We start from the raw sequence: 26,993 nt of genomic DNA on the forward strand, positions 1-26,993 counted from the left end.
AGCCGAAGCCGAAGAGCGATACTACGCCATGCTGGACGAGCCAGCCATGGCCGCATAACTTAAACGAAATGGCCTCCGGCAAACCCGGTGCGGTTCACACTGAAGTAACCGTCGAATGCCGGAGTTCCCGATAGAGAAGTCTCTATTCTCTCGAACGCGGCATCTGCATCTATGAAGGTGCGAAAGAAGATGGCCATTGGCCCTCCAAATTAGGCGTAATGTCAGGTCAACCTGATTGTGATGGACGGTCATTGAGGGCGAATCGGGTTCACAGGTTTCATGGCGAAGCTTGCCTGGACCTGAAGGAGACGTTCCTGATTGCCGGACGAACCGAAGTCATGCGCGTTGTGGCGATCCTGCTCCTTTAAGAGAGATCATATCTGATCAACCTTTCCACGCCCGAATTTCGCCACCCAAAGCCGGCCCCTTTGATGCGAGACCAAGACCCCACGGGCAGCCAGCAAGCCCTCGACCATTCGCAGGCAGAGAGGTAGGCTGAAATTGAGCCACACGGCGTTGGCAATGATTTCAACGAGAGAGCAATGGTGCCACAGTGAACGGCAGGCTGGCGTGTCTTTCGATCACAATGCAGCAGCGCTTTGCCAAATCACGTAGATGCTGACCGTGAAGATGACCCAACGAAAAATAACGGCTAGTGCGGTCCGATGGCTGGCAAGATGACCGGCCGCAATCGTCCCAACGATCCCCCCGCCCACGCCTCCGGCGATAAAGTATCCGGCCATCAGCCAATCGACATAACCCGACAGGGCGTAGTTCACCGCTGTCGTGAGCCCGAACGTGCCGACGGCGAACAGGGATGTGCCGACCGCGTTGATGAGAGGCATTCGGGTCGATAGCAGCAGCCCAGGCACAATCAGAAACCCGCCTCCGATGCCAAAGAATCCGGACCCGAACCCTGTTGCGAGCGCGACCGCACCAGTTTTGCCCTGCGTTTGTATTGTCAGCGAACGAGCGGTGATGTCCGCTTGGTTCTGCACATTGCGCATTGCAAAGCTGACGAACATCATCAACAGGCCAAAGGCGAACAACAGGCTCTGGCCGTTCACGAATTTACCGAAGCTGGAACCGAGATAGGCGCCGAGGGCGCCGGCAAATGCAAAGATCAGTGCGCAGCGCCACCAGACATGGCCCTTGATCGCATGGCCGATCAGATTGAGGTAGGCGTTAACCGAGACGCAAAGCGCCCCGGTTCCGATCGCCGTATGAACGTCGCGGATGCCAACCACATAGACGAGGAGTGGCGTCGCTAATATCGACCCGCCGCCTCCGATCAGACCCAGCACGCAGCCAATCAGCGATCCGGAAGCGATTGCGAGCAGGACCTGGTGGAGCGAACCGTCCAAGTGGTCAAGCTCCCCATACCGACCCGGGAAGGGCATCAAGCGGAATCTTCAAGTAACGCCGGCCGTTCTCCTCGCAAGCTGGCAATTCTCCGCCGCGAATATTGATCTGCAGCGCATGCAGTATGAGCTTAGGCATTGGCAAGGTTGCATCACGCGCCTCGCGCAGTCCGACAAAGTCCGACATAGACCGGCCTGCGACATGGGGATTGCTAGCCTTCTGCTCGGCGATAGAGCTTTCCCAAAGCGCCTCACGCCCACCTGGCCGATAGTCATGGCCAGTGAACAACCTGGTTTCCTCCGGCAGGTTCAGGATATCGTTGATCGATTTCCAAAGATCGGTGGCGTTGCCGCCGGGGAAATCCGCGCGCGCGGAACCGCTATCGGGCATGAAGAGCGTGTCGTGGATGAAGGCGGCGTCGCCAATCAGATAAGTGATCGAGGCCAGCGTATGCCCCGGCGAATGCATCACTCGAGCGTCGAGATCACCGATCTTGAAGGTTTCGGCGTCGGCAAACAGACGATCCCATTGCGAGCCGTCGCAGGCGAAATCCGGCCAGTTGTAGATCTGCGCCCAGATTGTCTGCACGTCCCTGACATGCTCGCCGATCGCAGTGAGGGCACCGGTCTTAGCCTTCAGGTATCGCGCTGCGGAAAAATGATCCGCATGCGGATGGGTATCCAGGATCCACACGACCTGAAGGCCGTGGCTACGAACGTGGTCGAGGATGGCGTCGGCGTTGGCGGTGGCCGTCGAGCCCGACTTCTCGTCGAAATCGAGAACCGGATCGATGATGGCGCACTGGCGGGTATTCGGACAGGCGACGACATACTGAATACTGCCGGTACGGGCATCGTAGAAGCCTTTGACCTCAGGCTGCAGCATGAACGGAGCCTTTCCTGACTTCTGCTCGCGGAGAGAAGATCGCCCGGCTAGGATCGACATCGTAGTCGGCCTCGAAATCCGTAGCATCCATGGAGATCTGCGCGACCGAATCGAGAATGAACTGCACCTTGTCGTCTGGCAGCAGAACGCTGAAGTTCAGCCGAATGAACCCCGGCTTTTCGATTTCATCACCGGACAGGATGGCCTGACGGATAGTCTCGGACTGTTCGCCGTCGATCGACAGCAGCCGATGCACGTAAGGGCCGGCACAGGCACAGCCGCCGCGGGCCTGGATGCCGAACCGGTCGCTCAGCATGCGGGTCACCAGTTGCTGGTGGACATGGCCCCCCTTGCCGTTCTTCACACGGAACGAAAAGATCGGCAGCCGATCCGGCTCCACGAGACCGAGAATTTCCAGTTGCGGCAGGCCTTTCCAGGCATCGAACGCGCGCTGCGCCAGTTCGCGGTTGCGCGCGGTCATGGCTTCGGCACCGATTGCCTCCTTGACGATGAAGGCAAGTGCTGCACGGATATCGCCGACGACATTCGGCGTGCCTGCCTCTTCGCGGGATTCAACGCTGTCGGAATAATCATGCGTCTGTGGCGAGACGAACTTGACCGTTCCACCGCCCGGCCACGAGGGTTTGTCAGTCACCAGGCTGTCGCGGCGAAGGATCAGGATGCCTGAGGCACCTGGGCCGCCGATGAACTTGTGCGGTGATACAACGATCGCATCGATGTCGGCGCCGGGCGCCGGCGTCATGGAAATCGGCAGGTAGGGACCGGCGCCGGCATAGTCCCAGATCATCCTGGCACCCGCGGCCTTGACCATCGCAGTGATCGCCGCGACATCACTGATGATGCCAGTGATGTTGGAGGCCGCAGACAGGCTGCAGATGGTCAGATCCGCGCCTGTGTCCTCAAGTGCAGCCTTTAGAAGCGACAGATCAGGACCGCCCTGCGGATGCTCGGCGATTTCGATGATCTCCGCGCCGCTTTCGCGCCAGGGCAGGATGTTTGAGTGGTGTTCGTAAGGGCCGATAATGACGCGGGCATGTTTGCCAGCCGCAACCGTCGCGGTGACACCGAACAGTTTGACCAGGCGGTTGATACCCGCGGTCGCGCCGGAGCCGGTGAAGATCACCGCATGCTGGTCCGTCGAACCGCAGAATTCACCGATCAACGCGCGTGCTTGCCGACGCATACGGGTCATGAAGCCACCGCAATAGGACGCTTCCGTATGGCTATTGGCATAATAGGGGAGCACTTCCTCAAGCACGAAGCTCTCGATCTGGTGAAGCGCTCGACCCGATGCGACATAGTCGGCATAGACCAGCGGCTTGTCACCATAAGGCCCGCAAACCCTCGCCTTCGCGCCAACGAGACCATCGCGCAACTCGGCAATAACGTCCGCAACATTCAGGCTTTGACGAAACCTCGTCAGAGGAGAGCTCTGTTTCGGCACGGGTTGAGCAAGGTCCACGGTGATCTCCTGACATCAATCTATTGACGCAGATCGTATCCTGCTCCACGATCAAATAAGTCACCTATTTTTTGCCTATTTTACGAGAGAACGTGTCATATGAGCGGTGAATCATTCAAAATAGATGATTTTGATATGAAGATTTTGTCCGCCATGCAAAGCAATGCCAGCCTGTCGCAGCGTGACCTCGCCGACAAGGTCGGTATGTCCCAAAATGCGTGCTGGCGCCGCCTGCAGCGCCTTCACGCATCCGGTCTCATTCGCGGCACGCATAGTGAGATCGATCTGAAGGCTCTCGGGCTCGACCTGACCGTTTTTGTGATGATCCGCACCCGCCACCATTCAAAGGAATGGATCGATGGTTTTCGCGTTCATGTGGAACGCCTGCCTGAGGTGATCGACTTCTACCGGATCGGCGGTGACTGGGACTACCTGATCAAGGTCGTGACCCGCGGCATGTCAGGATATGACGCTTTTTACCAGAAACTCATCACGAACTTCGATCTTGCCACTGTCACCGGCTTCTTTTCCATGGAAGCGATCATCAATAATCGCCCGGCCGATTTGAGCCGACTTCGTTAAAGGTTGGCGCTGCCTTAACTTGTCGCAATTCGCGGTGAGGATTTATAACCGCGTTTCAGGCAGCGATCGGCCATAAATCCCCGGGAATCAAGCCGATTCCGAGCAGAAACCTTCTGCAATCGACCGCCCGTTGTCAGCGACAAACTCCCTCTGCTCTTCGGGGAAGACTCTCGCTCAGTTCACAAATTTCCGAAACATTCGCAGACGTGACCCGCCGAAATGTTATCTCTGCATTGCCTACGGAGATCCATATTAAAATTTCCTAAAATGTTGATAACGCTGGAAATTTCGTCTCTCTCTCAAATGCTAGGATGGATCGTATGTCGCCACGTATGCACCTGCCCCTCACGTAGATCTCAAAATAAAAACGATTTTATTCTTGTTGAAAACGTTTTTATTGCCTGATACGAGTCCCGTCATCAGGTCGGCGAGCTGGGAGGCATGCATGGCGGAAACTGAATCAGCGCGCCGCACACCGCCGACCATCAAGACGCTGGCCGATCTCACCGGCTATTCCATCGCCACCATTTCCAAAGCACTCAGGGACTCGCCCGTCGTTGCTCAGGCAACCAAGGATGCTATCTTCAAGGCGGCACAGGAGGTCGGCTATCAGGCCAATGCCCGCGGCATGGCGCTTCGAACCGGCAAGACCTATCAGGCGGCGGTGCTGATGCCGGTGACCGCAGTGCGCGACTATGAATGGGACGGTGTCGAATACACCCAGATCCTCAGCGGCATCAGCCAGGCACTGGAAGGGTCCGACTATCGCATCTCCGTTCATGTCATCCGCGACACCCAGGATGGCTGCGACATGGCGCGCCGGATCATGGATCAGGGCCTTGCCGATGGTATCATCTTTTCCGGCATCCTCGCTGACGATCCGCGCATCGATCTTCTGGTCGAAAGCGGTTTTCCCTTCGTGTCACTCGGCCGCTGCCGCAAGCCGCTCACCTACGCGCATGTCGATATCGACAATGAATGGGCAGCCTTTGCCGCCACGGAACGGCTGATTGCCGGCGGTCATCGCCGCATCGCGCTGATCAACCCTCAACGCCCCCTCTCCTATGCCATGGACAGGATCGACGGTTTTTCCCGCGCATTTGCGCAAGCCCGGCTTCAGACACCGGCGGACCTGATCGCCGAAGGGGACCTGTCGACCCGCTTTGGCCGCGAAAGTGCGCTTGACCTGCTGCAGCAGCCGGAACCGCCGACAGCCTTCATCTGCATCAACGAATCCACGACGCTTGGCGTACTCTCGGGGCTTGGCAGCCTCGGGCTACAGGCGGGCACTCATATCGACGTCATCGCTTACGACGATATCAATGTCAGCGCCTATTTCACGCCGCCGATCACGACCTTTTACCAACCCATCGAAGTCCTCGGCAGGACGCTCGGAGAGTTCCTGTTGCAGCGGATGGCGGGAGGAGATCCGCAGACGCTGAGGCAGGTTTTCAGGCCAACCCTGATCGAAAGGCAGCCCGACAATCTCGGCGCGCGCCCGGCCTGACACCCATTCACAAACGGAGGAGAACGAACGTGAAGACATATTTGATTGCCCTTGCCATGGCAGCACTTGCAGCCGGCGCTTCGCATGCAGCCGATCTCGGCGGCAAGCTTCTGAAGGTCGGTTCCGACACCACCTCGCCGCCAATGGAAAGCATCGATCCGGCCAGCGGCCAGATCGTCGGTTTCGACGTCGATGTGGTCAATGCCATCTGCGCCAAGATCAACTGCCAGGCGGAGTTCGTCACCACCGGCTGGGACGGCATCTTCGCGGCACTCGATCAGGGCAGCTTCGATTTGGTCGCCTCCGGCGTTTCGATCACCGACGAACGCAAGAAGGCGATGGACTTTTCCGACCCCTATATCGTCAACAGTCAAGCAGTGCTGATGCGCGTCGCCGACCAAGGAATTTCGCTGGATGACTTCAAGTCGCAGGGCAAGAAGCTCTCGGCGCAGGCCAATACGACAGACGCACAGGTTGCCGAAGGCATCGTGGGCAAGGAAAACGTCGCCGCATACGATAGCTTCTCAGCCTCCGTCATTGCCCTGAAGAACAAGGATGTCGACGGCGTCGTCATCAATGGCGCCAACGCTGCGGCCTATGAGCGCGAGTTTGCCGGCGAACTCGTCGTTGCCATCAAGGATCTGCAGTCCGACCCGCTCGGCCTCGTCTTCCGCAAGGACGACGCCAACATCGCCGCCTTTAATGAAGGCCTGAAGGCAATCAAGGACGATGGCACGCTCGATCAGCTGATCGGCAAATACTGGGGCCTCAAGTAAGCCCGGCGAACCCGGAGCGTTCGCGCTCCGGGAACCGCTTTCAAAATGTTTCCGAACCACTCCTGCGGAGGAATGAATGTCATTCCTGAAACGCGTGCGGCCCAGCAATCTCATCATCCTGACCGCGCTACCCTTCATCATCTACCTGTTCACGTCCTCGGCAGATTATCAGCGCTCGCTGCGCGCCATCCTTGGCGTCGAAAACGGTTCGTCCGCCTTCGTGCCCGGTTTCCTGGCGCTGGCGATCGCCTTTTCGTCCGGCATTGCCCTGCTTGCCTTCTCGCGCGCCAAGTCAAACCGGCCGCAGCTGGCGCTCGGCTGCGCCGCGCTTAATCTGATGGCGGCGGCAACAATTTTTGCCAGCGGCGCCATTCATCCGTTTGCCGCTTCGGTCGTGGCCAATGGCGTGGATTCTTTCACCTCGACACTCGTCGTCAAGGGTGTCACCCCCCGGCAGCTGACCGAGGCCGCCGATCTCACGCTGCGCCAGGTCGAAGCCATCCTTTATCCCGTCTATTTAATCCTGACGCTGATTGGCCTTGGTCTTTTCATCGCGACACGGCACAAAGGCTCCGAGAACGGTCTGCGCCGCACCGGACGCTGGATTGTCGGCCTGATCAATGGCGCTGGCGCGGCAGGTCTGTTCTTCTTTGCCCATATTGCCTTCGCCGCCGGGGTCGCCACGACCATCCGCGCCGCCGTTGCCGCCTATCTTCTCGCGGCCCTGATGGGGCTGGTCTGGGTTGGACTGCTGCAACTGCATTACAAGAAGCGGACGGGCCAGCTGTTCACAGCCGCAACGCTGCTTCTGGCACTGGCAGCCACCTGGTTCCTCACCCAGCCACGCGACAGCTTTGTGCTGACTGGGACACTGACCGGCAAGGTCGCTATCGTCAGCAATACCCCGTCATCGCTGATTGGCGCTGTTCGCTATGGCCAGTATCCGGGCGGACCGGCGACCGAAACGCCGGTGAGAACCTTCCTCGGCCCTGCCGAAGCGATCGCCGCGCTCGCAAAGAAAGAAGATGTCAGCGCGGCCCTTCTACCAACTGCCTCAGTCCCAGCCGGCTGGCCCGTGCTCTGGCAGACAGAAATGCTGAACGACCGTGACCGCTCGACGGGCATCACTATCGCCGTGCTGGCGATCATTCTCGGCCTGCTCACCTTCGGCGGTTTTCTGCACAGAAGGCATCCATTGGCAATCGGCTCGGAATTCATCGTCGATACCATTCGCGGCATCCCGATGCTGGTGATCGTGCTCTATGTCGGCCTGCCGCTCAGTGGTGCGCTGAAGGATGCGACGCAGGGTGTCGTCGATCCGCCGAACCTCGTGCGCGGTATCGTCGCCATGGCGGTCGCCTATTCCGCCTATCTTGCTGAAATCTTCCGCTCCGGCATCAACGCCATTCCCGCAGGCCAGGTGGAGGCCGCGTATAGTATCGGCCTTACCCGCTGGCAGGCGGCCCGTCTCGTCGTCCTGCCGCAGGCGTTCCGGATCATCATCCCGCCGCTCGGCAACGAGCTGATCGCCATTCTCAAGGACACCTCGCTCCTGTCCATCCTGTCAATCCGCGATATCACCCAGCGCATGCGCGAGTTCCAGTCGGCAAGTTTCCTGCCGTTTGCTCCCTACAACTCGGCTGCCATCTTCTACATCGTCCTGACGCTTGCCGCGGCAAGCCTCGTCAACACCATCGAGAGAAAATATGACGTCAAACATCGCTAATGACCGCAAGATTCTTGAAGCACGCGCAGCAGGTCTCGTACTGCCGCAGGGCTTCGTCTTCGGCGCCGCCACCTCCGCCTACCAGATCGAGGGCGCGCCTTTCGAAGACGGCAAGGGCGAAAGCATCTGGGACCGCTTCTGCAAGGTGCCCGGCGTTATCGTCGACGCGTCCAGCGGCGACGTCGCCTGCGATCACTACCATCGCTGGGGCGAAGACATCGCTGTTCTGAAAGCCATCGGGCTTGGCGCCTACCGGTTTTCCTTTGCCTGGGCACGACTGATCCCGGACGGCTCCGGCGCCGTCAACCAGAAGGGCATCGCCTTCTATGACCGGCTGATCGACGATCTGCTCGCTGCCGGTATCGAGCCCTATGCGACCCTCTATCACTGGGATCTGCCACAGGCGCTGCAGGATCGCGGCGGCTGGTACAATCGCGAAACGGCTGAGCATTTCGCCGATTATGCCGCCGTTGCCACCCGCGCCTTCGGCGACCGCGTCAAGAAATGGACGACGCTCAACGAACCCTGGACATTCTGCTGGTCGGGCCATGCCAGCGGCGAGGATGCGCCCGGTCTTTTCGACGGCACCAAGGGCGGCGTCACCGCCAGCCATCATGCGCTGCTCGCCCATGGCCGCGCAGTGCCCGTCATCCGTTCAGAAGTTCCCGACGCCGCGGTCGGCATCGTCTTCGATCTCAACGTGACAGAGCCCGCAACCGGCGACCCGCGCGATATCGCTGCAGCCAGACGCTTCGACGGCGCCCAGAACCGCTGGTTCCTCGATGCGGTGTTCAAGGGCAGCTATCCGCAGGACATGCTCGACCTCTATGGCGATCTGCTGCCCCCGATCCATGCGGACGACAATGCCGTCATTGCCGCCCCGGTCGATTATCTCGGCGTCAATATCTACCGCAGGTCCGTCATGGCCGAGGGCACGGAGCTGGCACCGCTGAATTTCCAGCGCGTACAGCCGGAAGGCACCTATTCCGAGGTAAACTACGAAATCTGGCCGCGCTGCATCTACGATGTGCTGCACTATGTGCATGAGAATTACGCACCGAAGGAAATCTACATTTCGGAAAACGGCGTTGCCACCGCACCGGAAACCGTCTCGGCCGACGGCCATGTCTGGGACGACATTCGCGCCGCCTATTATGTCGACCATCTCGATTATGTCGCCAAGGCCGCCAGCGAAGGCGTGCCGGTCAAGGGGTACTTCGCCTGGACGCTGACCGACAATTTCGAATGGGCCTATGGCTACACGACGCCGTTCGGCATCACCCATGTCGATTTCCATACGCAGGTAAGGACGATCAAATATTCAGGCGAAATCTACGGCCGGATCGCAGCACAGAGCCATTCGGAATCGGCAAGGAGCGCTGGCAGTGGCCGCTGAAGGCATTCAGTCAACGGTGTTGATTACCGGTGCCATGCGCGGCCTCGGCCGCGTGATGGCACAGCAATATGCAGCGGCCGGTTGGCGTGTGATCGCTTGCGGCCGCGCCATGACACCGGCGGCCGAAGACGGCATCGTGCCGGAGACGCTCGATGTGGCCGACCCGGCATCCATTCTCGATCTGGCGCGCCGCCTGGATGGTATGCCGATCGACGTGCTGATCAACAATGCCGGCATCCGTGGCGACACCGGCGGACTTCAATCGCTGGAGCCTGTCGATTTCCTGGAGGTCATGCGCATCAACACACTCGGGCCCCTGCTCGTGACACGCGCGCTTTTGCCGAACCTGCTGTCCGGCAAACGAAAAATTGTTGCCAATATCAGCAGCCGTGCCGGCTCGATCGCCGAGGGCACGCTGGATGACGACGATGGTGATTATGCATATCGCTGCTCAAAGGCGAGCCTAAACATGGCAACCGTCAAACTCGCTCAGGACCTGCGTGCCGACGGCATCACAGTTGTGTCGCTGCATCCGGGATGGGTGAAAACCGACATGGGCGGCGATGACGCCGTCGTGCCCGTCGCAGATAGCGCTACGGGATTGCGCCGTATCATCGATGGAGCCACGCTGGCGGGCAGTGCCAGTTTCCGCGCCTTCGATGGACAAGCCGTTTCCTGGTGAAGATTAGGCTGGCCGGAAGCCCCGGTCAGCCTAGCGCCAATCCTGTCTGCGCGTCGAACAGATAAAGCGCATCCTCGTCAAAGCTGAAGAGCATCGATCAAAATGTGGGATCTGGTGGGATGACCAGATTTACCCGTGATCCTCTTTATCTTCGCCACCGATTGCTCTTGGCAGGGTAGAAGGCGAGAGTGGTCATGCGACCGCTGTGCGCTAATTTTCGAATTTACCCCATGGCTGACATCGTTGGAGCACGTCGAAAGGTTAGGTGGTGAGACGTAACTTAGATCGCACGCGCGGCTGCGCGATTTCGGCGTGGACCGCGCCCCTCTGGCAGTGCTCACGATGCTCAGACTTTCATCGCGCGGGAAGAGGTCGGTCCTTTCAGCATCCTTTCGAATGGAGGTAAGTCACGGCGATCTCGCGCAACCGCTCTCTCCCAAACGCCGGTCCATGCCCTCCGTGAACGAGGTCTGCGTCAAGCTCTGCCAGTCGTTTCATGGTGCCTTTGTAGTGTTCGACGTTGCATCCCGGCAGATCATCCACCAGACCTCCTTCGTATATGGCGTCTCCGCTAAAGAACTCCCCCGTCCTCTGGTCGAGCAGCCCGATGGATCCGGGAGAATGGCCGGGAAGATGCAAAACCGTGTAACAGGCGTTGCCGATGTCGATGGCGTCGTTCTCCGCCAGCACCCTGGTGAGCGGTGCGGGCGTAATTCTGTAGGTTGCCGGCGTCATTCCCCCGGGAGCTGCTGCGATTAAGGCGTCCGGCTGCCTGCGAAAATAGCCGGCGAGCGTGTCGGCATCCGGCATGAGCGCGAAGGCCTCGGCCTCAACTGTGTGGCCAAGCCGGTCTTCGAATTCGTGGAACGAGCCGACATGATCAACGTGAACGTGAGTTGCTACCGCGAGCACCGGCTTGCCATAAGGAATGCCTAACGCGCTCCCCAGATTGGCGAGGCCCACGCCGAAATCGATGACGAGGTCGGCGTCCTTGCCGATGACATGGAATATATTAGCCTGAAAGAACTTATGGACATGAGGCTCCCAGACGCGGGTGAGCCGATCCGAAATCCTCTCCTTTGAAAACCAGTTCGTGTTGGTCAAGATGGCCTCGCTCAATGCAGCAGCTTGCCGAGGAAGCGCTTTGTGCGCTCGTGTGTCGGTGCGGAAAACAGGATGCCGGGCTTGTTGCGCTCGATGATCTGGCCCCCATCCATGAAGACCACTTCACTCGCGACCTCGCGCGCGAAATTCATCTCGTGGGTGACGCAAACCATGGTCATGCCGTCAGCTGCGAGCGAGATCATCGTGTCGAGCACCTCTTTGACCATTTCAGGATCGAGTGCCGAGGTCGGCTCATCGAACAGCATGATGCTTGGGTTCATGCAGAGGGCGCGTGCAATCGCGACCCGCTGCTGCTGGCCGCCGGAAAGCTGGCCCGGATATTTGTCAGCCTTTTCCGGAATGTGCACACGTTCGAGATATTTCATCGCTACCTCGACTGCCTGCTTTTTTGGCAGCTTGCGCACCCAGCGCTGGGCAACCGTGCAGTTTTCCAGAACCGTCAGGTGCGGGAACAGGTTGAAGTGCTGAAAGACCATGCCCACGTCGCTTCGCACGCGATCGATGCGCTTGAGCTGGCTGGTGAGCTCGACGCCATTGACGACAATCGAGCCCTGCTGATGCTCCTCCAGACGGTTCATACAGCGGATCAGCGTCGATTTTCCCGAGCCTGATGGGCCGCAGATGACAATGCGCTCGCCCTTGTTCACGGCCAAATCAATGCCCTTAAGGACCTGGAAAGTTCCGTACCATTTGCTGACGCCAGAAACCTGAATTGCGGTTTGCGTGTTCATATCCACCCCATGGGTTTACGGCAATCAGCGGTAGCCCCGCGAAAGCACATGTTCGATGCGGTTCTGGGCGAGCGTCAGCACAGAAACGATGACAAGATAGTAGACAAGGGCTGCACCGTACCATTCGAGGAAGCGGAAGCTGGTGGCGATCGCGAATTGCGACACGGTCATCAGTTCCTTCAGCGAGATCACGGTCGCAAGCGACGTGGCCTTCAATAGCGAGATGAACTCGTTCATCAGCGCGGGAACCGCGATCCTGAGCGCCTGCGGCATGGTGATGATCAGAAAGATCTGCCAGCGATGCATACCGAGCGCGGCCGCGCCCTCTCGTTGTCCATGCCCCACAGCGGCAAAGGCGCTGCGCAGGATTTCTGCCAGATAGGCGATCTGGATCAACGATAGCGCCAAGAAGGCCGCGAAGAACGGCGTGAACCAGCCTGCCCGAAAGATTTCGGAAATCTGTGGCAGGCCGTTCCACACAAACAGCAGGACGAGGAGTGCGGGTGCGCCGCGAAACAGCCAAACATAGAACGTTGCCAGCCAACGGGCAGAGCGGCGCGGTGAGCCTGCCATGGAGCCAAGTCCCATGCCAAGCGCGAGGGACACAGCCATGACGCAGAGAGAGAGGCCGATCGTTAGGAGTGCCCCCTTTAAAAGGGGGGCACTGAAGATCGCCTGCAGGAAGAGGTCGAGGTCAAACAACGTGGACCACCTATCGTCAGTTCACGTCGTGGGCAACGTCGGTCGAAGCTTCCGGCAGGTTCCACTTCTTGAGAAACGCCTTCATCTCGCCGCTCGCCTGCAGAGCCTCGATCGCGTCCTTCAGCATCTGCCGGTCGCCATCGCTCTTGCGCAGGTAGATGCCGTAGTTTTCGCTTTCATCGTAAGTATAAGGAATGGCCAGTCGACCCGGCACCTGAAGCATACGATATGCAGCTGTCGTATCCTGCGTGATCGTTGCGGTCGCGCGGCCGACCAGGATTTGCTCGATCACGCCGGACGCGGACGGGTAGGTCTGCGCCTGGATTGGCTCCTTGCCGGCAGCTTCCAATTCGGCATTGAGATCGGCCACCGTCTTTTCGTAAGTCGTGCCGGCCTCGATCGCCATGATCTTGCCGCTAACATTGGCCGGGACCCTTGTCTCCGTGTCGTTCGCCGCAGTGACCAGTACGACGTGAGAACCGAAATACGGGATGCCGTCATATTTTTCCAGGCGGGGCGGCGTGATCATGATGCCGCTTGCAACAAGGTCGCAGCGCTTGGAATCGAGCGAAGGAAGCAGGCCCTTGAAGTCGCCGACGATATATTCGGCCTTAGCACCCCAGCGCTTGGCGATCGCGTCCATGACGTCAATCTCGAAGCCAATCAGGTCCTTATCACCGGGATTTTCATAATACTCCATCGGCGGGAATTCGCCGCTGGTGCATATCTTCAAGATGCCGCCCGATACAAAATCGGGCTTTTGGTCGGCGGAAAGAGCTGTACCGGCGCTGAGGAAAGCGGCAAACATTGTGCCTGCCACAAAAGTCAATTTCGTTCCCAGTGTTGCTTTCATCGTGGTCGTGTTCCCTTGTTTTTGGTTTCTTGGATCAGCCTTTAGTGAAGTCGTATACGAGCGCCATTCGCAAACAAGCTAAATGTTTTCATGAAAAATCCGCAGAAAAACTAAACTTTTTCCTAGCCTACGGCATTTAGAATCTGGCCGTATGTCTCTGTGTCGAATGCCGGGAGGATAAGCGGCTCGACATGTCCGTCGCGGCGCGCGGTGAGGACGTATTGCATCATCGCTTCATTGCTCGGCATTTCAAAAACCTGCATGAAATCATAGTTCCCAAGCAGGGCGTAAAAGGCGATCGACCGCCCGCCGAGCGCTGCGACGCGGTCCTCGCTTACCTTCCGGCGTTTCGCGCTGTCGGTCAGTTCGGTGAGCCCCTTTTGCGTGAGGCGCATCAGGGAGACGTATTTTCGGATCTCGCTCATCGTTTGGAACTTTCCAGTCTTTTCAAACCAGCGAGCACCGCTGCGGTATCGGTCAGCGCGCCAAAAATGCCGTTCTCTACTGTGACCATGTGCAAGGCAGCCTCATGCGCATATTGATCACCGCTGGCGCAGGCGTCCGAGATTGTCAGGCACTGGAAATTCCGGTCGCAGGCTTCGCGCAGCGTCGTGTGGACGCAAACGTCGGTGGTGCAGCCTGAAAAAAGCAGGTGTGTAATGCCCTGCGCGCGCAACACATGCTCGAAATCGGTGTAGGTAAAGGCGCTGTTGCAGGTCTTGTCGACAATGATGTCCTGCGGGCGCACGTCAAGTTCAGGAACGATCTGAAAACCGGGGCTGGACCGTAGCAGCGCAGTCGTACCCTCTAGACCCGACCGCTGCCGGCGCCATTTTTCGTAAGGCGTCATATCCGCAAGGTCTTCGCGATACCCCTGCCGGGTATGAATGATCCGGATGCCCGCCTCGCGGCAGGCAGCGATGAGCTGGTTCACCGCGGGAAGGATCGCGCGAAGGGGCGCTGGATCATAACCCTGGCGGGCGAAATAACCCGTGGTGGAAAGGAAATCCTCCTGCAGGTCGATGACAACAAGCGCCGTTTTGCGAGCATCGAGATTGCCGTCATAGGGGTAGTCGAATGGTTTTGCCGAGATCATTAGAAAGCTCCTCTTTGCAGATTGGATAGCACCCTTAACAGTTTTAAAAAATCAATTTAAAATCACCAATATCGTTCTATAATGCTAAACGATCAGCCGGATATCCAGATGAGCCGCCTCCCGCCCTACCTGCAATATCTCCCCGCGTTCGAAGCGACTGCGCGCCTCGGCAGCGTGAGGCAGGCGGCGGCGGAATTGCACCTCAGTCCGAGCGCGATTTCGTTGCAACTCAAGAAGCTGAGCGATGCGACAGGCATTATCCTGTTCCGGAAGTCAGGCCGGAATGTCGCCCTCACCCAGGCGGGCAGGGATTTTTCGCAGACCGTCGCCATATCCCTCGGCCAGCTCGATACGGCCACGCGGGCATCGCGGAAACTGATCTCCGGAGACCATCCCGCATCACTGTCGGTTTCGGTACCGACTGCGCTCGGGATCGCATGGCTGACAGCGACCCTCGTCGATTTTGCTCAGGGGCACGGCATTTCCAACCTCACCATTAACGAGGCGATCACCGCAGCAGAGGTCGACTGGGCGGAAAACGACATGGCGATCGTCTACGATAATCCGCCGTTCACCGGAAAATACTGGCGCTCGCTTAGCGAGGTCCGGCTCTGCGCCGTGTGTTCGCCAACTTTGTTCCCTCGGCTCGACCTGCGCAATCGCGACGGGAAACTAAGCTCCGTCGCGCTATTACATGAAGATGACGGCGGGGAATGGGCGAAATGGTCCGTCGCGGCCCGGATCGCCCTTGAAGGCAATACACGTGTCCGGGTGAACTCGGTAGCGCAGGCGATCGCTTCCGCTGTTCAGGGCCGCGGCGTGGCACTCGTTTCGGATGTGCTGACGCGAAACTTCCTGAACGAAGGGCGGCTTATCCAGCCGTTCTCCACTACGATCAATGCGGCGCGGGAATATTATATTGTCTGCCCGGTTGACCGCGCGAACGACCCCATCCTGCGGACGCTGGCCGATCGTGTGGTCGAGCAGTTGCGTCCAGGACGGGATCAAAATGCTTGATCCGTTGAACGCCGATTGAGGAAGAATTCGATGTCGCTGCCACCCCTTCATGCATTTCGTGTCTTTGAGAGCGTCGCGCGGCTCGGTAATGTCAGTGCGGCGGCAGCGGAGCTGCATGTGACGCCGGGTGCTGTCAGCCAGCAGATCCGGGCCTTGCAAGTGACACTGGGCGTCGACCTCTTCCAGAAACGCGGCAGGCAACTGGCTTTGACCCCGAGCGGAAGCCAACTCCAGCGCTCGGTGGCAAGCGCCATGGACGCCATTCACACCGGCGTGCGCCAGCTCTCGGTGCATAAATATGGCGGAGCACCAAAGCAGGCCCTGACCATCTCCATCCCGCAAGTTCATGGTGTTGCATGGCTTGCCACCCGACTTTTCACTTTTATGGAGGAAAGCCCCAGTTTCCAATTGAAGGTTCTTACTTCCAGCCGCTTCCATGACGTTGACTGGCGCAAGACCGATGTCGCGATCGTTTATGGCATGCCACCGTGGCCGGGTTTCTGGTGGCGCCTGCTCCACGGAATCCGCATGACTCCGGTTTGCAGCCCCCAGCTCCTGCGCGGACCGAACGCCATCCGACAACCCTCCGATCTCGCCTATCATCGACTGCTGCACGAAGACGACGGTTCGCAATGGCGTCGCTGGCAGGCGGAAGCTGGCATTCCCTATGCTGGTGAGGCCGATGTGCACTTCGACGACTTCGGCATCGTGCTCCAAGCCGCCCGAGATGGCTTTGGCGTGGCGCTTAGCGATGAAGTCGTTTCCGCGCGCGATCTCAATGAGGGACGCCTTGTTCAACCGCTTCAACTCAGCGTCCCAGCCCTTCACAATTACTATTGCATCTGCGCGGAAGCGAAACGGGAGACTGCCGAGGTAAACTCGTTCATCGATTGGCTAATCGAGGAGGCGTCAATGCCTTGAATGCCACATGAACATCAATACGCTTGAAATAAAAGACCCGAGGTCTCCGACGGATTTCAGAGTTAGGTGGGAAGCCACTGAGCATTCTTGCTTGAATCCAACGAAACTCGCGTTGGTCGGACAAACAAGCTCTTGAGAGGATCTTCCCGCCGCCCGGACTAAAATGCAGTAGAGCTTTTATTCTCAATTTTCCGAATTTGAGAATGCGCTACAGAAAATCGTCACGACTTGGCGTGAACGTATCGATCAGCAACCCGTCCTCCAGCGCCACGACGCCGTGGACGAGATTTGGTGCGACGATGAAGCTACTGCCGGCCGGCAGTGTCGTAGTCACGCCATCGGCAGTGACCTCGAAACTCCCCTTGGCCACGTAGCTAACCTGCGTATGCGGATGCGAATGGAGAGCGCCGATCGCCCCCTTGTCGAAGCTGAAGGCGACCAGCATCATTTCGGGACGGTGCGCAAGAACCGCCCGGCGGTTACCAGGCGAGGTTTCCGTCCATGTCAGGCTTTCTGGAAGGGTATAGAAATCAGGCATCATAAATAACTCCTTTATCGTGCCAGCCATCCGCCATCGACGGGCAGGATCGTACCATGCACATAGTCCGACGCACGCGACGCGAGGAAAACAGCAGCACCCGCCATATCGTCCGCGCGCGCCCAGCGCCCGGCGGGAATACGTTTCAGGATATCGGCATTGCGTTCGGCATCCGCCCTGAGCGCCGTGGTGTTGTTGGTTTCGACATAGCCCGGGGCAATCGCATTGACATTGATGCCGCGCAACGCCCATTCATTGGCCATCAGCCGTGTCAGTCCGGCCAAACCGCTCTTGGCTGCGGTGTAGGACGGCACGCGAATGCCACCCTGGAAGGACAGGAGCGAGGCAATATTGATGATCTTGGCCGGCATTTGCGCCGCGATCGCCATCTTCGCGAAGGACTGGCAGAGAAAGAACGCCGATTTCAGGTTGGTATCCATGACGGCATCCCAATCTTCCTCGGTAAAATCGATCGTATCGGCGCGGCGGATAATCCCGGCATTGTTGACCAGGATATCCGGGTGTGGCCGCAGGGCGGAGGCACGCTCGATAAGGATACGGACCTCCTCCATCTGCGAGAGATCGGCCAGAAGCGAATGGAAGACGCGGCCCGTTGCCGCCACCTGACCAGCTGTCTCCGCCATCGGCGAACGGCCGACACCGATGATGTCGGCCCCTGCCGCGGCGAGACCGGCGGCAATCGCCTGACCGATACCGGTATTGGCGCCGGTGACGATGGCGCAGCGGCCCGAAAGATCGAACGGGCTCATCGCAGACTGTCCATCGGCACCCTGTCCATGTCGGTAAAGCTCATATTGTCGCCCGCCATCGCCCAGATGAAGGAGTAGCGGCCGGTGCCGGCACCGGAGTGGATGGACCACCCCGGCGACAGCACCGCATCATGGCTCTTCAGCACGAGGTGGCGTGTTTCATGGGGCTCACCCATGAAATGAAAGATCCGTGTTGATTCTTCCATGCCGAAATAGAGATAGACCTCCATTCGCCGGTCGTGGACATGCGCTGGCATCGTATTCCAGACCGAGCCCGGCTCGAACATGGTGAGCCCCACCAGAAGCTGGCAGCTTTCGCAGACATCCGGATGGACATATTGGTTGATCGTGCGGGCATTGGCCTCCTCAGCGGAACCGGTACGCACCTTCTTGGCCATGTCGAGCGTGATGAGCACGGTGGGGCAGCTGCGATGCGCGGGGGCGCTCAGGACATAGAACTCGGCCGGACTGGCTGGATCGTCGCTTCTGAAGGTCAGATCCCCCTCGCCCATGCCGACATAAAGCGCCTCCTGGAAACCAAGGGTATATTCGGTTTCACCGGCAAGAACCCGACCGCGTCCACCGATATTAAGGATCGCGGCCTCACGCCTTTCGAGAAATTGCTCGGTACCGGTTTCCTTAACCTGGCCGATCATCAAGTCTCTATCCGTCGGGACGACACCACCGACGATCATCCGGTCGAGATGGCTGTAAGTGAGATTGATACGGCCCTTGGAAAACAGCCCCTCGATGAGAAACCCGTCGCGCAGGCCGTTCGTATCGCGCTTCGCAGCATCTTCGGGGCCAACAACTTGGCGAACATTTACGGAAATTGTCACGGATTTGCCTCTTGGCGTTGGATGGGATTGTCAGGTGAGAACGACGTATTCTGTCAGCTGACTGATCGTCGTATCGGCCTTCTTGACGTCGAAGACCTTGGTTCCATGGCTCATGATCACGAAGCGGTCGCAGACCTGATAGGCGTGATAGAGATTGTGCGTCACCAGCACGCTCGAGACGCCTTCAGCCTTCAGTTTCAGAACCTGCGACAGCAACGCCTCGGTTTCTCGCACGGAGAGAGCCGAGGTAGGCTCGTCGAGCAAAAGTACCCGCCGCTTGAAGAACACCGCGCGGGCGATGGCGACTGCCTGCTTTTGCCCGCCAGAGAGATCGCCCACAAGCTTGTCGGGAGAATCGATTCCGGAGATATGGACGGCCTTCTTCAGCACCTCCATGGCGATGTCGCGCATCTCGGCCTGCTTCAGGAAGCCGAAGGCATTGGTGCGCTCGCGGCCCATGAAGATATTGCGGGTGATCGACAGCGAATCCACCAGAGCTGTGTTCTGATAGATGGTTTCGATACCGGCATCGGCAGAATCCGAGCGGCAAGTGAAGAGCGTTTTCTGGCCATCGACGCTCAGATGGCCGGAGGTCGGTTTGTGAATGCCGGAGATCAGATTGACCGTGGTCGACTTGCCGGCGCCGTTGTCGCCGAGAAGACCGACGACTTCGCTTGGGCCGATGTGAAACGATAGGTCCCGCAGCGCTGTCAAGGCACCGAAGCTTTTCGAGATATTGTGCAGTTCGAGTAGATTGGACGCGGACATCACGCAGCCCCCCGGCGTTCGATAAGATGGTTGAAGGCGGCAGCAACGACGATCAGGGTTGCAATGAACATGTCGAGGTAGAAGCCGGGTGCGCGCAGGAGCAGAAGCACGTCGGTGATGGTGTGGATCAGCATAACACCGAGGAAGATGCCGATGATCGAGCCACGGCCGCCGCGAAGGGAAAGCCCGCCAATGACGCAAGCCGCGATCGCCTGCAGTTCGAGACCGGCACCCTGCCCCGGCTGGACGCTGCCGACACGCGCCGTGGCAAGGATGCCGGCAACAGCCGCCATGCCGCCGGCGATGGCAAAAGCGACCATCTTGACGCGATCGGTATTGATGCCGATCGCCGTTGCCGCCGCAGGATTGCCGCCGGTGGCGAACACATGGTTGCCGAACTTGTGACGGTGCATCAACAGATAGAAGCCTATAACGAACAGGACAATCCAGATGAAGGCGGCGTTAATGCCAAAAAGTGTACCGGCAAAGAGGCCGGAAAAGGCCGGTTCCGGATCGAAGCGAACCTGCACGGCGCCATTGTAGAGCAGCACCGCACCCCGCCAGAACAGCAGGCCACCGAGCGTGACGATGAAGGATGGCAGGCCGAAGCGCAGCGTGATCGCGCCATTGAGCAGACCGATCATGATACCCAAGAGAATACCGAGCGGCGCGGCAAGAAAAGCGCTCATGCCGCTATCGACAAGGCTCGCCATCAGCACAGCGGTCAAGGTGTAGACAGAGCCGATCGACAGATCGAACTCTCCGGCGATCATGAGCACGCCGGCGCCCAGCGCCAGGCAGCCGAGGACCGGAATGGCCTTCATCAGGATTGTCAGGTTCTGCGGCGAGAGATAACGGAAGCTGTCGGGATAAATGAGCGCACCGGCGATGCAGACGATCTGCAAGGAGACGAAAACCAGGAGAATGGCTCCGGCCGGCATGGTCATGATCTGCTTGAGCAGCGATTGTTTTTTCGTGCGCGATTTCGGCACGGCACTGTCGGTCATGGCGTAGGTCACTGTCGTTACTCTGTTCCAGGGATCGCGGTGACCTTCCGGCTTGTCGCCGGAAGGCCTTCAGGCGTCTCGCTTACCGGTAGCTGCCGATCAACGGTTTGACGGACGAGATGCGCGACTTGTCGAGGAAAGCGCCCTGGCCGGTGTCGACGTCAGTCGGGGTCAGGCCGTACTTTTTCGCCAGCGCGATCTGGGCGATCGGATAGTAGCCCTGCAGGTAAGGCTGCTGGTCCATCGTCGCGAACATGGCACCTGATTCCACCGCGTTGACAATTTCGACCGCGAGGTCGAATCCGCCGAACGGAATGTTGACACCAGCGTCCTTGATGGCGCCCGCTCCCACGGTCGAGGTAACTGAGCCTGTGCCAAACAGAGCCTTGGTGTTGGGGTTGGCGATGAGGAACTGAGCGAGAATGTTCTGCGCTTCGGCCGGATCGAGGCCGGACTTGACCGTCTCCACCTTGATGCCATGCTCCTTCATCGCCTTTTCGATGCCGCCGCCACGGGCGACGGCGAAACTGGCTTCCGGAATTTCGCGCGGATTGAAGACCATGTCGCCTTCCTTCAGGCCGAACTGCTCGACCATCCGATTACCGAGCTCATAACCCGAGGCAAATTCATCCATGCCGACATAGGCTTGGCGGCAATTACCCTTGGCACCGTCGAGATCGTCGTTGTTGAAGCCGATGACGATGATGCCGGCCTTGACCGCCTTGCAGATGCTTTCGTCGAAAGCGTCAGACGAGGAGATAGCGACGGCGATGCCGTCGACTCCGCTCGCCGTGGCGCTCTCGATCAGGTCATTCTGGCGTACCGGATCGTTGTTGGCATATTGAACGTCGAGATCGACGCCGAACTGTGCTGCAGCATCTTGTGCGCCCTTCACGACGGGGTTAAAGAACTGAACACTCGGATCGAGGTAGATGATCATCGTCGCCTTGACATCGGCCGCCATGGCGGACGTTGTGAAAGCCATAGCTGCGCACGCCGCAAGCATTGCGGTTTTCAGTCTGGTCAATTTCATTTTGCGTATCCTCCCTTTGGATGTGCAATCGGGGTCGAAAGACCCATGTCTCGGCTGGCGGGCTCCGACCAAAGATCGCGCCAGCCGAGATTTTCCTCCTCTGCCTCAGTGTCGAATGAGCAATCTCACCCGAACCAAGGATCCGGCCGGCCCAAGGTCACGTGAATGCCCTTGAACTGCGAATATTCATCGAAGCCGTAGCGGCCGAGCTCCCGCCCGAGACCACTCTTCTTGTAGCCGCCGATTGGCAGTTCAGGCGCACCGTCGATGACGCTGTTGATCCAGCAGCGCCCGGCCCGGATACGGCGGATGCTCTGAAGTGCGTTTTCAAGATTGGTGGACCAGACGCTGGCCGAAAGACCGAATTCCGATGCGTTGGCGAGCGCGACAGCCTCATCTGCCGTCTTGAAGGTCAAGGTCGATAGGACCGGCCCGAAAATCTCCTCGCGGGCAATCGACATGTCGGCGGTGACACCGGAAAAGATTGTCGGCGCATAATAGAGCCCGGCGCCCTCGCCGGCCCTCGATCCACCGAGCAGCAGTTCGGCGCCGGCAGCCTGCCCGGCCTCCACATAGGAGTGCACCTTGGCAGCATGCGTTTCCGAGATCATCGCACCGATCTTCGTGCGCTCGTTCAGCGGATCGCCGAAGGTGACTTTGCGGGAAATTTCGAGCAGGCGATCGAGCAACGCGTCGCGGATGCCTTCCTGTACGAGGAGGCGGCTGCCGGAAATGCAGCACTGGCCGGCATTGTGATAGACGCCGTAGGCGATACCATCGGCAGCCGCCTCGAGGTCCGCATCATTGAAAACGATCTGCGGCCCCTTGCCGCCAAGCTCGAGACCGACGCGCTTGACGCTACGAGCGGCGATTTCGCCAAGTTTGACGCCGACGCGGCCAGAACCGGTAAAGGCGATCATGTCCGTGCCCGGGTCCTCGGCGAGGACTTGGCCCGCCGGGTCACCGTATCCCGTGACGACATTGAAAACGCCATCGGGGATACCGGCCTCGCGGGCGAGCTCCGCCATGCGGATCGAGGTGCCGGAGGTAAATTCCGATGGCTTCAACACGACTGTACAGCCACCGCCGATCGCCCACGGCACACGCTCGGATGCAATAATGAATGGGAAATTCCAGGGCGTGATGATACCGACAACACCGACCGGCTCCCGCAGCACGAGGCCAAGACGGTTATCGCCGATATTGTTGTGCGTCTGGCCTTCCAGTGCGCGCGCCTGCCCGGCCGCATAGGACCAGAGATCGGCGCAAAAGGTGATTTCGCCGCGAGCCTGGGCGATCGGTTTTCCAACCTCCAGACTTTCGATCAGGGCGAGTTCTTCGACATTGGCCAGAATGCGTTCCGCCGTCTTGAACATGAGGCGTGAGCGCTCGGCGCCAGACATGCGTGGCCATGGACCGTTGTCGAAGGCGCGGCGGGCAGCAGCAATCGCCAAGCGAACATCATCGGCGGAAGCCTCCGGCCAGGTTCCGACGACGACGCCGGCATGCCCCGGGCTCACACGGTCGATGGTTTTTCCCGATGCCGCATCAACCGACTTGCCGTCGACAAGCATCTTGTAGCGGGATTTACTCTGCAGACGCGGATCACTAGAATCTGGGCTTATGAAATTGGAATGTATCGTCATCAACTGACCGGGATTTTCACGTCCCGGCTCCTCCATCCTGGCTTGGCGCTTCGAGCGCCGCGCTTGTGCTGTCGTCAAGTTGTATGGTACTGTATGGTGGCTAAAAACGAATGTCAACGAGACCGCGGTGGCGAAAAGCATGAACCTTGAAACTTTGAAGATTGATCCGTTGAAGATCGAGACCGGGGAGACGACGGCTGCTCAGGTCGAGCGTGATTTGCGCGAGGCGATCATCCGCCTCGAGCTGGCGCCAGGCTCCCGCCTGTCCGAACAGGAAATCGCCTCCCGTCTCGGCGTGTCCCGGCAGCCCGTGCGCGAGGCACTGATTGCGCTTGGAAAATCAAAGCTGGTCGAAATCCGCCCCAATCGCGGCACCGTTGTCGTTCGTATCTCGGCGCGCCAAATGATGGAGGCCCGTTTCGTCCGCGAGGCAATCGAGGTGGCTGTCGCCCGGCGCGCGAGCGAAAGCTTCGATACGTGGACGCGCCGGAAGATCGACAGCATTCTCGAACGGCAGCGTATGGCCATGTCAGACCATGATCACAACGCCTTCCGCCGGGAAGACGAGCAATTTCATATCGCCATTGCCGAGGGCGCCGGCTGCGGTCTCGCCTGGAATGCGATTTCAGACATCAAGGCGCATATGGATAGGGTGTGCAATCTGCAGCTCCGCAACCCCGCTTCCATGAACAATCTCATCGAACAACACGAAAAGATCGTTGTCGCCATCGACGCTCGAAATGCCGATGCCGCCGCCGACGCCATGCGCGCTCACCTGAACGGCATCCTCAATGATCTGCCGCAGATTGAAGCGGATAACCGCGAATTGTTCGAATAGCGGCGCTATGACTTGGCGTTGCATTAAACCGGCTTAAGGGTGGACTTGGTAGCAGGTTAGCCCCTCGCCCTCAGAGCAAACGTATTGGTTCGGCCAGTTCTCGCAACCCTGACGTTGCTAAATCTGCGTTCGACGTCGCTGACCGTTTATTTCCGCTGTGGTAGCAGCCGGATCGGCATCAACCCGAGGAAAATTGCGCGGTTCAGCGGCCGCGTCCACCGCCACCCCGGCCACCGCCACCCCGTATAACTGCTCCTCCGCCGCCACGGCCGCCGCCGCCGTAAAAGCCACCATTGCCCCTGCCTCCACCTTGAAAGCCACCACGGTCGAAGTTGTGGAAGTTTCCGCCGGTTTGCGGGGAGCGCCGGCCATAGTTGCGGTTAAGTTCGTACTGATTACCGAACTGTCGGCCGTTCCGGTCAAAATTGAGATGGTCGGGGGCGCGCTGCTGATTGCGTCGCACCGCTGGACTGTCGCGCAGGTTCTGCCCACGTTGCGCCGCTTGCGGTCGCTTTATACCGTCACGCTGCCCCGCATTCTTGAGATTTTCTCCATCCGGGCGCTGAACCGGTTTCCAGCCGTCGGGCGAGTGCTTTTGCCATTGTCCGTCCTGGCGGCGATAAACATTGCCATCCCGCCCGGCATAGACATCGCCGCCCTTGCTTCCGACAAGAAAGCCCTTATCGCCTTCCGTGTTGCGCCAGCGCAGGCCGCCTGCACTACCCGTGGAACCGCCGCTGATACGCGCGAATTCGCCACCGTGCTTGACGGAAACACTGCCCCAGGAACCATAGACGTTCTGACCTCCTCGCGCAGCAAAAGCGTTGCCCGTGCGTGGATTGTAGGCCGAAATGAACCCCCGCTGCCCGCTCGGTCCGGCGACCGCACCGGCGCGAACATGGGTTCCGGTTCTCGGATTGTATGCAGAACCGGCAACCAAGCCCCGTTCCGGCCCGTAGGCATAGCCGTAGCGCCCGAAAGTCCCGTAGGCGGGGTTGTAGTAGGCGCCCACTCCATAGCTGATCGGCGGTGGGTAAGGCGTCCAGTTGCCGTCGTAATCATCGTCCCAATAGGGCGGATAATACCAGCCTGATCCCCACACGAGGGTGTCCCAAGCCAGGTAGACGCCGAGATAGCCGAGCGTGTACCCATACCAGATGGCATCCGGTTCTGCTTCGTAAATGCGGACATAGGTGGCGTTGTAGACCGGCGACGACGGGGGAATCGTGTAGATTTCTTCGGCGACGGTATGTGCGACCGCGAAAGGTCCGGTGGGCGCGTCTCCAACAAACCAGATGCCGTCCTTGAGCACAAAGTACTTGTCCGAGACTTTGATCACCTGTTCGTTCGCATTGATTGCATAGAACATGGACGTGCCTTCGATCGGCTCGAATATCGGTTCCCCGCTGTAACTTACCTCTACTTTGACCGATCCGTCGGTCAATACGCGCGCCATTCTGGGAATGCTGGCTTTCAGGCGCGCCTCCGCGCTCTCCGAGGTTCCTGGGATCGAAGCCCGCACCGCCGAATAGGAGGTATCGTCAGGTATGGCTAGGAAGCCGGCGGGCAATTTGGTTGTCGCAAACGCCCACGGACCGTCGAGCGACGTCGCCGAAAACCATCGCCCGGAAAGAAGCGTATACCAGGTCTTGCTTGCCGTGTGATAGAAGATCGCTCCCGTCGAATTCGATACCCATTCGAGACCTGTGCCCGGTACCGCCTCAAGGACTGGCTGCCCCTCGACAATCATCAGTTCTGCCGGCGTGTCTGAATAAAATACCTTTGGCACCGAATTCGCGGAGAAACGGACCGGCGGAAGCGCTGCTCTCGCGTCTTTCCAGTTCTCGTCGGCCGGCAGCTTGGAAATTAGATCCGGAACCGTGTCAGCCTCGACCCAGCCGCTCTCTAGAGCGGTTGATGTCAGCCAGTTCTTCTCGTCCCGGAGGTAGTAGGCGCCAGTCGCGTCGATCTTAAAAAGGTCCCAATTGGTATTGGCAACAAAGGAAAGCCCCTCTACGCCTTTCACCGGGGCCGAAACCGCCTTGCCGTTGGTCTGAACCAGGACTGCCGACGTTTCACTCGTGAAGATCGGCGGTGGATCCGCCTTGATGTCGGGGATGTTGGCCAGCCTTTTGTAATCCGCGATGCTCGCCGTTAACCGCTCCTGCGAAACGACAATCGGGTCCGTCGGCATCAGGGCTCCAACCTGGAGAGTAAGGTCCGATAGCTGCTTGCGGTCCAGCGTTGAAAAATCCAAGCGCGTGGTCTTAATATCGCTCAACGTGACATTCCCGGCGTCATCATCGGCAACCGTATTGGCTGTGACACCAATGATGCCGTAAACTGGCTTCGCTTCAGCTGGCAGCTTGAGTTCGGTGGCAATAAGTGCGGCAAGCCGGCGGAAATCGGCCCATTCGGTTATCTGTGGTTGAAAAAGCGTAACCGTTGCCCCGGATTGCGTGTTGAAGACCCTCGGCCAGGCAGGAGCATCGGATTCCGACTGGTTGAGGTACTTGCCGGCGACAAAACCATTCTCTCCGGAATAGCTTACCGCACACCATGACGCCTGGCTGTCGCACTCCTTGATATCGACTTCCTCGCCCTGCGGAATGATCCGCATCGCGCTAAAGCCGGTACCGGGACCCGTTCTGAAATTCACATTTGCGGTCAGCACCGCGGGATCTGCGAACGCTGAGGTCGAGAAAAATGA

General features: G+C 59.0%; 26 protein-coding genes and 1 pseudogene. 9 read left to right on the top strand and 18 right to left on the bottom strand.

The window, feature by feature from the left end; translation table 11 throughout:
• Positions 1-428 precede the first annotated feature (428 nt).
• From ASC96_RS33925 to ASC96_RS18045, 4 genes and pseudogenes are all read right to left on the bottom strand, one after another.
• Positions 429-554 (bottom strand): annotated as a pseudogene (locus tag ASC96_RS33925) (IS6 family transposase); the annotation flags it as partial.
• A gap of 27 nt (positions 555-581) precedes the next feature.
• Entirely contained in the window at positions 582-1,364 is a 783-nt protein-coding gene (locus tag ASC96_RS18035) for a sulfite exporter TauE/SafE family protein (RefSeq protein ID WP_244482160.1), read from the bottom strand.
• 4 nt (positions 1,365-1,368) lie between these two features.
• Entirely contained in the window at positions 1,369-2,247 is an 879-nt protein-coding gene (locus ASC96_RS18040) for an MBL fold metallo-hydrolase (RefSeq protein ID WP_060504519.1), read from the bottom strand.
• Positions 2,234-3,730, bottom strand: a complete 1,497-nt coding sequence (locus tag ASC96_RS18045) for an aminotransferase class V-fold PLP-dependent enzyme (RefSeq protein ID WP_060504520.1) — start codon at positions 3,728-3,730, stop codon at positions 2,234-2,236. Before ASC96_RS18045 ends, ASC96_RS18040 begins: the two co-directional genes overlap by 14 nt.
• Before the next feature lie 99 nt (positions 3,731-3,829).
• Here ASC96_RS18045 and ASC96_RS18050 point away from each other — a divergent pair, with 99 nt between their 5' ends.
• The 6 genes from ASC96_RS18050 to ASC96_RS18075 all read left to right on the top strand — a co-directional run bounded on the left by ASC96_RS18050 (position 3,830) and on the right by ASC96_RS18075 (position 10,399).
• Entirely contained in the window at positions 3,830-4,312 is a 483-nt protein-coding gene (locus ASC96_RS18050) for an Lrp/AsnC family transcriptional regulator (RefSeq protein WP_060504521.1), read from the top strand.
• 445 nt (positions 4,313-4,757) lie between these two features.
• Positions 4,758-5,819, top strand: coding sequence for a LacI family transcriptional regulator (locus ASC96_RS18055; RefSeq protein ID WP_060504522.1), 1,062 nt, complete (start codon positions 4,758-4,760; stop codon positions 5,817-5,819).
• Positions 5,820-5,848: 29 nt separating this feature from the next.
• A complete protein-coding gene (locus tag ASC96_RS18060) occupies positions 5,849-6,595 on the top strand; it encodes a transporter substrate-binding domain-containing protein (protein ID WP_060504523.1) in 747 nt (248 codons plus the stop codon).
• Between the two features lie 76 nt (positions 6,596-6,671).
• Positions 6,672-8,321 (top strand): amino acid ABC transporter permease, encoded by a 1,650-nt coding sequence (locus ASC96_RS18065; RefSeq protein WP_060504524.1) that lies wholly within the window; start codon positions 6,672-6,674, stop codon positions 8,319-8,321.
• Positions 8,302-9,717 (top strand): GH1 family beta-glucosidase, encoded by a 1,416-nt coding sequence (locus ASC96_RS18070; protein ID WP_060504525.1) that lies wholly within the window; start codon positions 8,302-8,304, stop codon positions 9,715-9,717. Before ASC96_RS18065 ends, ASC96_RS18070 begins: the two co-directional genes overlap by 20 nt.
• Positions 9,718-9,733: 16 nt before the next feature.
• On the top strand, positions 9,734-10,399 hold the full coding sequence (locus ASC96_RS18075; protein WP_060504593.1) for an SDR family oxidoreductase: 666 nt from the start codon (positions 9,734-9,736) through the stop codon (positions 10,397-10,399).
• A 381-nt stretch (positions 10,400-10,780) separates the two neighbouring features.
• Here the strand turns inward: ASC96_RS18075 and ASC96_RS18080 are convergent, their stop codons facing one another.
• The 6 genes from ASC96_RS18080 to ASC96_RS18105 form a co-directional block, all read right to left on the bottom strand.
• Positions 10,781-11,503, bottom strand: coding sequence for an MBL fold metallo-hydrolase (locus ASC96_RS18080; protein WP_060504594.1), 723 nt, complete (start codon positions 11,501-11,503; stop codon positions 10,781-10,783).
• An 11-nt stretch (positions 11,504-11,514) separates the two neighbouring features.
• Positions 11,515-12,255 carry an amino acid ABC transporter ATP-binding protein gene (locus ASC96_RS18085; protein WP_060504526.1) on the bottom strand — a complete coding sequence of 247 codons (741 nt, stop codon included), beginning with the start codon at positions 12,253-12,255 and terminating at the stop codon, positions 11,515-11,517.
• Between the two features lie 24 nt (positions 12,256-12,279).
• Positions 12,280-12,957, bottom strand: coding sequence for an amino acid ABC transporter permease (locus ASC96_RS18090; RefSeq protein ID WP_060504527.1), 678 nt, complete (start codon positions 12,955-12,957; stop codon positions 12,280-12,282).
• Positions 12,958-12,973: 16 nt separating this feature from the next.
• Positions 12,974-13,810: a transporter substrate-binding domain-containing protein gene (locus ASC96_RS18095; RefSeq protein ID WP_082512151.1), complete on the bottom strand. Its 837-nt coding sequence runs from the start codon at positions 13,808-13,810 to the stop codon at positions 12,974-12,976.
• Positions 13,811-13,932: 122 nt separating this feature from the next.
• Positions 13,933-14,235: a GYD domain-containing protein gene (locus ASC96_RS18100; RefSeq protein ID WP_060504528.1), complete on the bottom strand. Its 303-nt coding sequence runs from the start codon at positions 14,233-14,235 to the stop codon at positions 13,933-13,935.
• A complete protein-coding gene (locus tag ASC96_RS18105) occupies positions 14,232-14,906 on the bottom strand; it encodes an isochorismatase family cysteine hydrolase (RefSeq protein ID WP_060504529.1) in 675 nt (224 codons plus the stop codon). Before ASC96_RS18105 ends, ASC96_RS18100 begins: the two co-directional genes overlap by 4 nt.
• Positions 14,907-15,014: 108 nt before the next feature.
• Between ASC96_RS18105 and ASC96_RS18110 the strand changes: the two genes are divergently transcribed.
• On the top strand, positions 15,015-15,923 hold the full coding sequence (locus ASC96_RS18110; protein WP_244482164.1) for a LysR substrate-binding domain-containing protein: 909 nt from the start codon (positions 15,015-15,017) through the stop codon (positions 15,921-15,923).
• Positions 15,924-15,953: 30 nt separating this feature from the next.
• Entirely contained in the window at positions 15,954-16,844 is an 891-nt protein-coding gene (locus tag ASC96_RS18115) for a LysR substrate-binding domain-containing protein (RefSeq protein ID WP_060504531.1), read from the top strand.
• Between the two features lie 208 nt (positions 16,845-17,052).
• On the opposite strand, the gene ASC96_RS18120 is transcribed toward ASC96_RS18115, so the two are convergent.
• The 7 genes from ASC96_RS18120 to ASC96_RS18150 all read right to left on the bottom strand — a co-directional run bounded on the left by ASC96_RS18120 (position 17,053) and on the right by ASC96_RS18150 (position 23,439).
• The gene (locus tag ASC96_RS18120; RefSeq protein WP_060504532.1) at positions 17,053-17,385 is read right to left on the bottom strand and encodes a cupin domain-containing protein; all 333 of its coding nucleotides are present in this window, start codon (positions 17,383-17,385) and stop codon (positions 17,053-17,055) included.
• Between the two features lie 11 nt (positions 17,386-17,396).
• Positions 17,397-18,152: a 2-dehydro-3-deoxy-D-gluconate 5-dehydrogenase KduD gene (gene kduD, locus ASC96_RS18125; RefSeq protein WP_060504533.1), complete on the bottom strand. Its 756-nt coding sequence runs from the start codon at positions 18,150-18,152 to the stop codon at positions 17,397-17,399.
• On the bottom strand, positions 18,149-18,991 hold the full coding sequence (kduI, locus tag ASC96_RS18130) for a 5-dehydro-4-deoxy-D-glucuronate isomerase (protein WP_060504534.1): 843 nt from the start codon (positions 18,989-18,991) through the stop codon (positions 18,149-18,151). Before kduI ends, kduD begins: the two co-directional genes overlap by 4 nt.
• Positions 18,992-19,021: 30 nt before the next feature.
• Positions 19,022-19,759: an ATP-binding cassette domain-containing protein gene (locus ASC96_RS18135; protein ID WP_060504535.1), complete on the bottom strand. Its 738-nt coding sequence runs from the start codon at positions 19,757-19,759 to the stop codon at positions 19,022-19,024.
• Positions 19,759-20,778, bottom strand: a complete 1,020-nt coding sequence (locus ASC96_RS18140) for an ABC transporter permease (protein WP_200956640.1) — start codon at positions 20,776-20,778, stop codon at positions 19,759-19,761. Before ASC96_RS18140 ends, ASC96_RS18135 begins: the two co-directional genes overlap by 1 nt.
• Before the next feature lie 70 nt (positions 20,779-20,848).
• The gene (locus ASC96_RS18145) at positions 20,849-21,799 is read right to left on the bottom strand and encodes a substrate-binding domain-containing protein (protein ID WP_060504536.1); all 951 of its coding nucleotides are present in this window, start codon (positions 21,797-21,799) and stop codon (positions 20,849-20,851) included.
• A 125-nt stretch (positions 21,800-21,924) separates the two neighbouring features.
• Entirely contained in the window at positions 21,925-23,439 is a 1,515-nt protein-coding gene (locus tag ASC96_RS18150; protein WP_060504597.1) for an aldehyde dehydrogenase family protein, read from the bottom strand.
• 145 nt (positions 23,440-23,584) lie between these two features.
• On the opposite strand from ASC96_RS18150, the gene ASC96_RS18155 reads away from it, so the two are divergent.
• The gene (locus ASC96_RS18155; RefSeq protein ID WP_060504537.1) at positions 23,585-24,283 is read left to right on the top strand and encodes a GntR family transcriptional regulator; all 699 of its coding nucleotides are present in this window, start codon (positions 23,585-23,587) and stop codon (positions 24,281-24,283) included.
• A gap of 202 nt (positions 24,284-24,485) precedes the next feature.
• On the opposite strand, the gene ASC96_RS18160 is transcribed toward ASC96_RS18155, so the two are convergent.
• A complete protein-coding gene (locus tag ASC96_RS18160; protein ID WP_244482166.1) occupies positions 24,486-26,957 on the bottom strand; it encodes an SH3 domain-containing protein in 2,472 nt (823 codons plus the stop codon).
• Between the last annotated feature and the right edge of the window lie 36 nt (positions 26,958-26,993).

The organism is Rhizobium sp. Root1204, assembly GCF_001424965.1.
Taxonomy (GTDB): domain Bacteria; phylum Pseudomonadota; class Alphaproteobacteria; order Rhizobiales; family Rhizobiaceae; genus Pararhizobium.

Bases quoted from the DNA above. Each gene is read 5' to 3' on its own strand.
- ASC96_RS18040 (WP_060504519.1), bottom strand. From the start codon at position 2,247: ATGCTGCAGCCTGAGGTCAAAGGCTTCTACGATGCCCGTACCGGCAGT.
- ASC96_RS18050 (WP_060504521.1), top strand. From the start codon at position 3,830: ATGAGCGGTGAATCATTCAAAATAGATGATTTTGATATGAAGATTTTG.
- ASC96_RS18055 (WP_060504522.1), top strand. From the start codon at position 4,758: ATGGCGGAAACTGAATCAGCGCGCCGCACACCGCCGACCATCAAGACG.
- ASC96_RS18065 (WP_060504524.1), top strand. From the start codon at position 6,672: ATGTCATTCCTGAAACGCGTGCGGCCCAGCAATCTCATCATCCTGACC.
- ASC96_RS18070 (WP_060504525.1), top strand. From the start codon at position 8,302: ATGACGTCAAACATCGCTAATGACCGCAAGATTCTTGAAGCACGCGCA.
- ASC96_RS18085 (WP_060504526.1), bottom strand. From the start codon at position 12,255: ATGAACACGCAAACCGCAATTCAGGTTTCTGGCGTCAGCAAATGGTAC.
- ASC96_RS18095 (WP_082512151.1), bottom strand. From the start codon at position 13,810: ATGAAAGCAACACTGGGAACGAAATTGACTTTTGTGGCAGGCACAATG.
- ASC96_RS18100 (WP_060504528.1), bottom strand. From the start codon at position 14,235: ATGAGCGAGATCCGAAAATACGTCTCCCTGATGCGCCTCACGCAAAAG.
- ASC96_RS18105 (WP_060504529.1), bottom strand. From the start codon at position 14,906: ATGATCTCGGCAAAACCATTCGACTACCCCTATGACGGCAATCTCGAT.
- ASC96_RS18110 (WP_244482164.1), top strand. From the start codon at position 15,015: ATGAGCCGCCTCCCGCCCTACCTGCAATATCTCCCCGCGTTCGAAGCG.
- ASC96_RS18115 (WP_060504531.1), top strand. From the start codon at position 15,954: ATGTCGCTGCCACCCCTTCATGCATTTCGTGTCTTTGAGAGCGTCGCG.
- ASC96_RS18120 (WP_060504532.1), bottom strand. From the start codon at position 17,385: ATGATGCCTGATTTCTATACCCTTCCAGAAAGCCTGACATGGACGGAA.
- kduD (WP_060504533.1), bottom strand. From the start codon at position 18,152: ATGAGCCCGTTCGATCTTTCGGGCCGCTGCGCCATCGTCACCGGCGCC.
- ASC96_RS18135 (WP_060504535.1), bottom strand. From the start codon at position 19,759: ATGTCCGCGTCCAATCTACTCGAACTGCACAATATCTCGAAAAGCTTC.
- ASC96_RS18145 (WP_060504536.1), bottom strand. From the start codon at position 21,799: ATGAAATTGACCAGACTGAAAACCGCAATGCTTGCGGCGTGCGCAGCT.
- ASC96_RS18155 (WP_060504537.1), top strand. From the start codon at position 23,585: ATGAACCTTGAAACTTTGAAGATTGATCCGTTGAAGATCGAGACCGGG.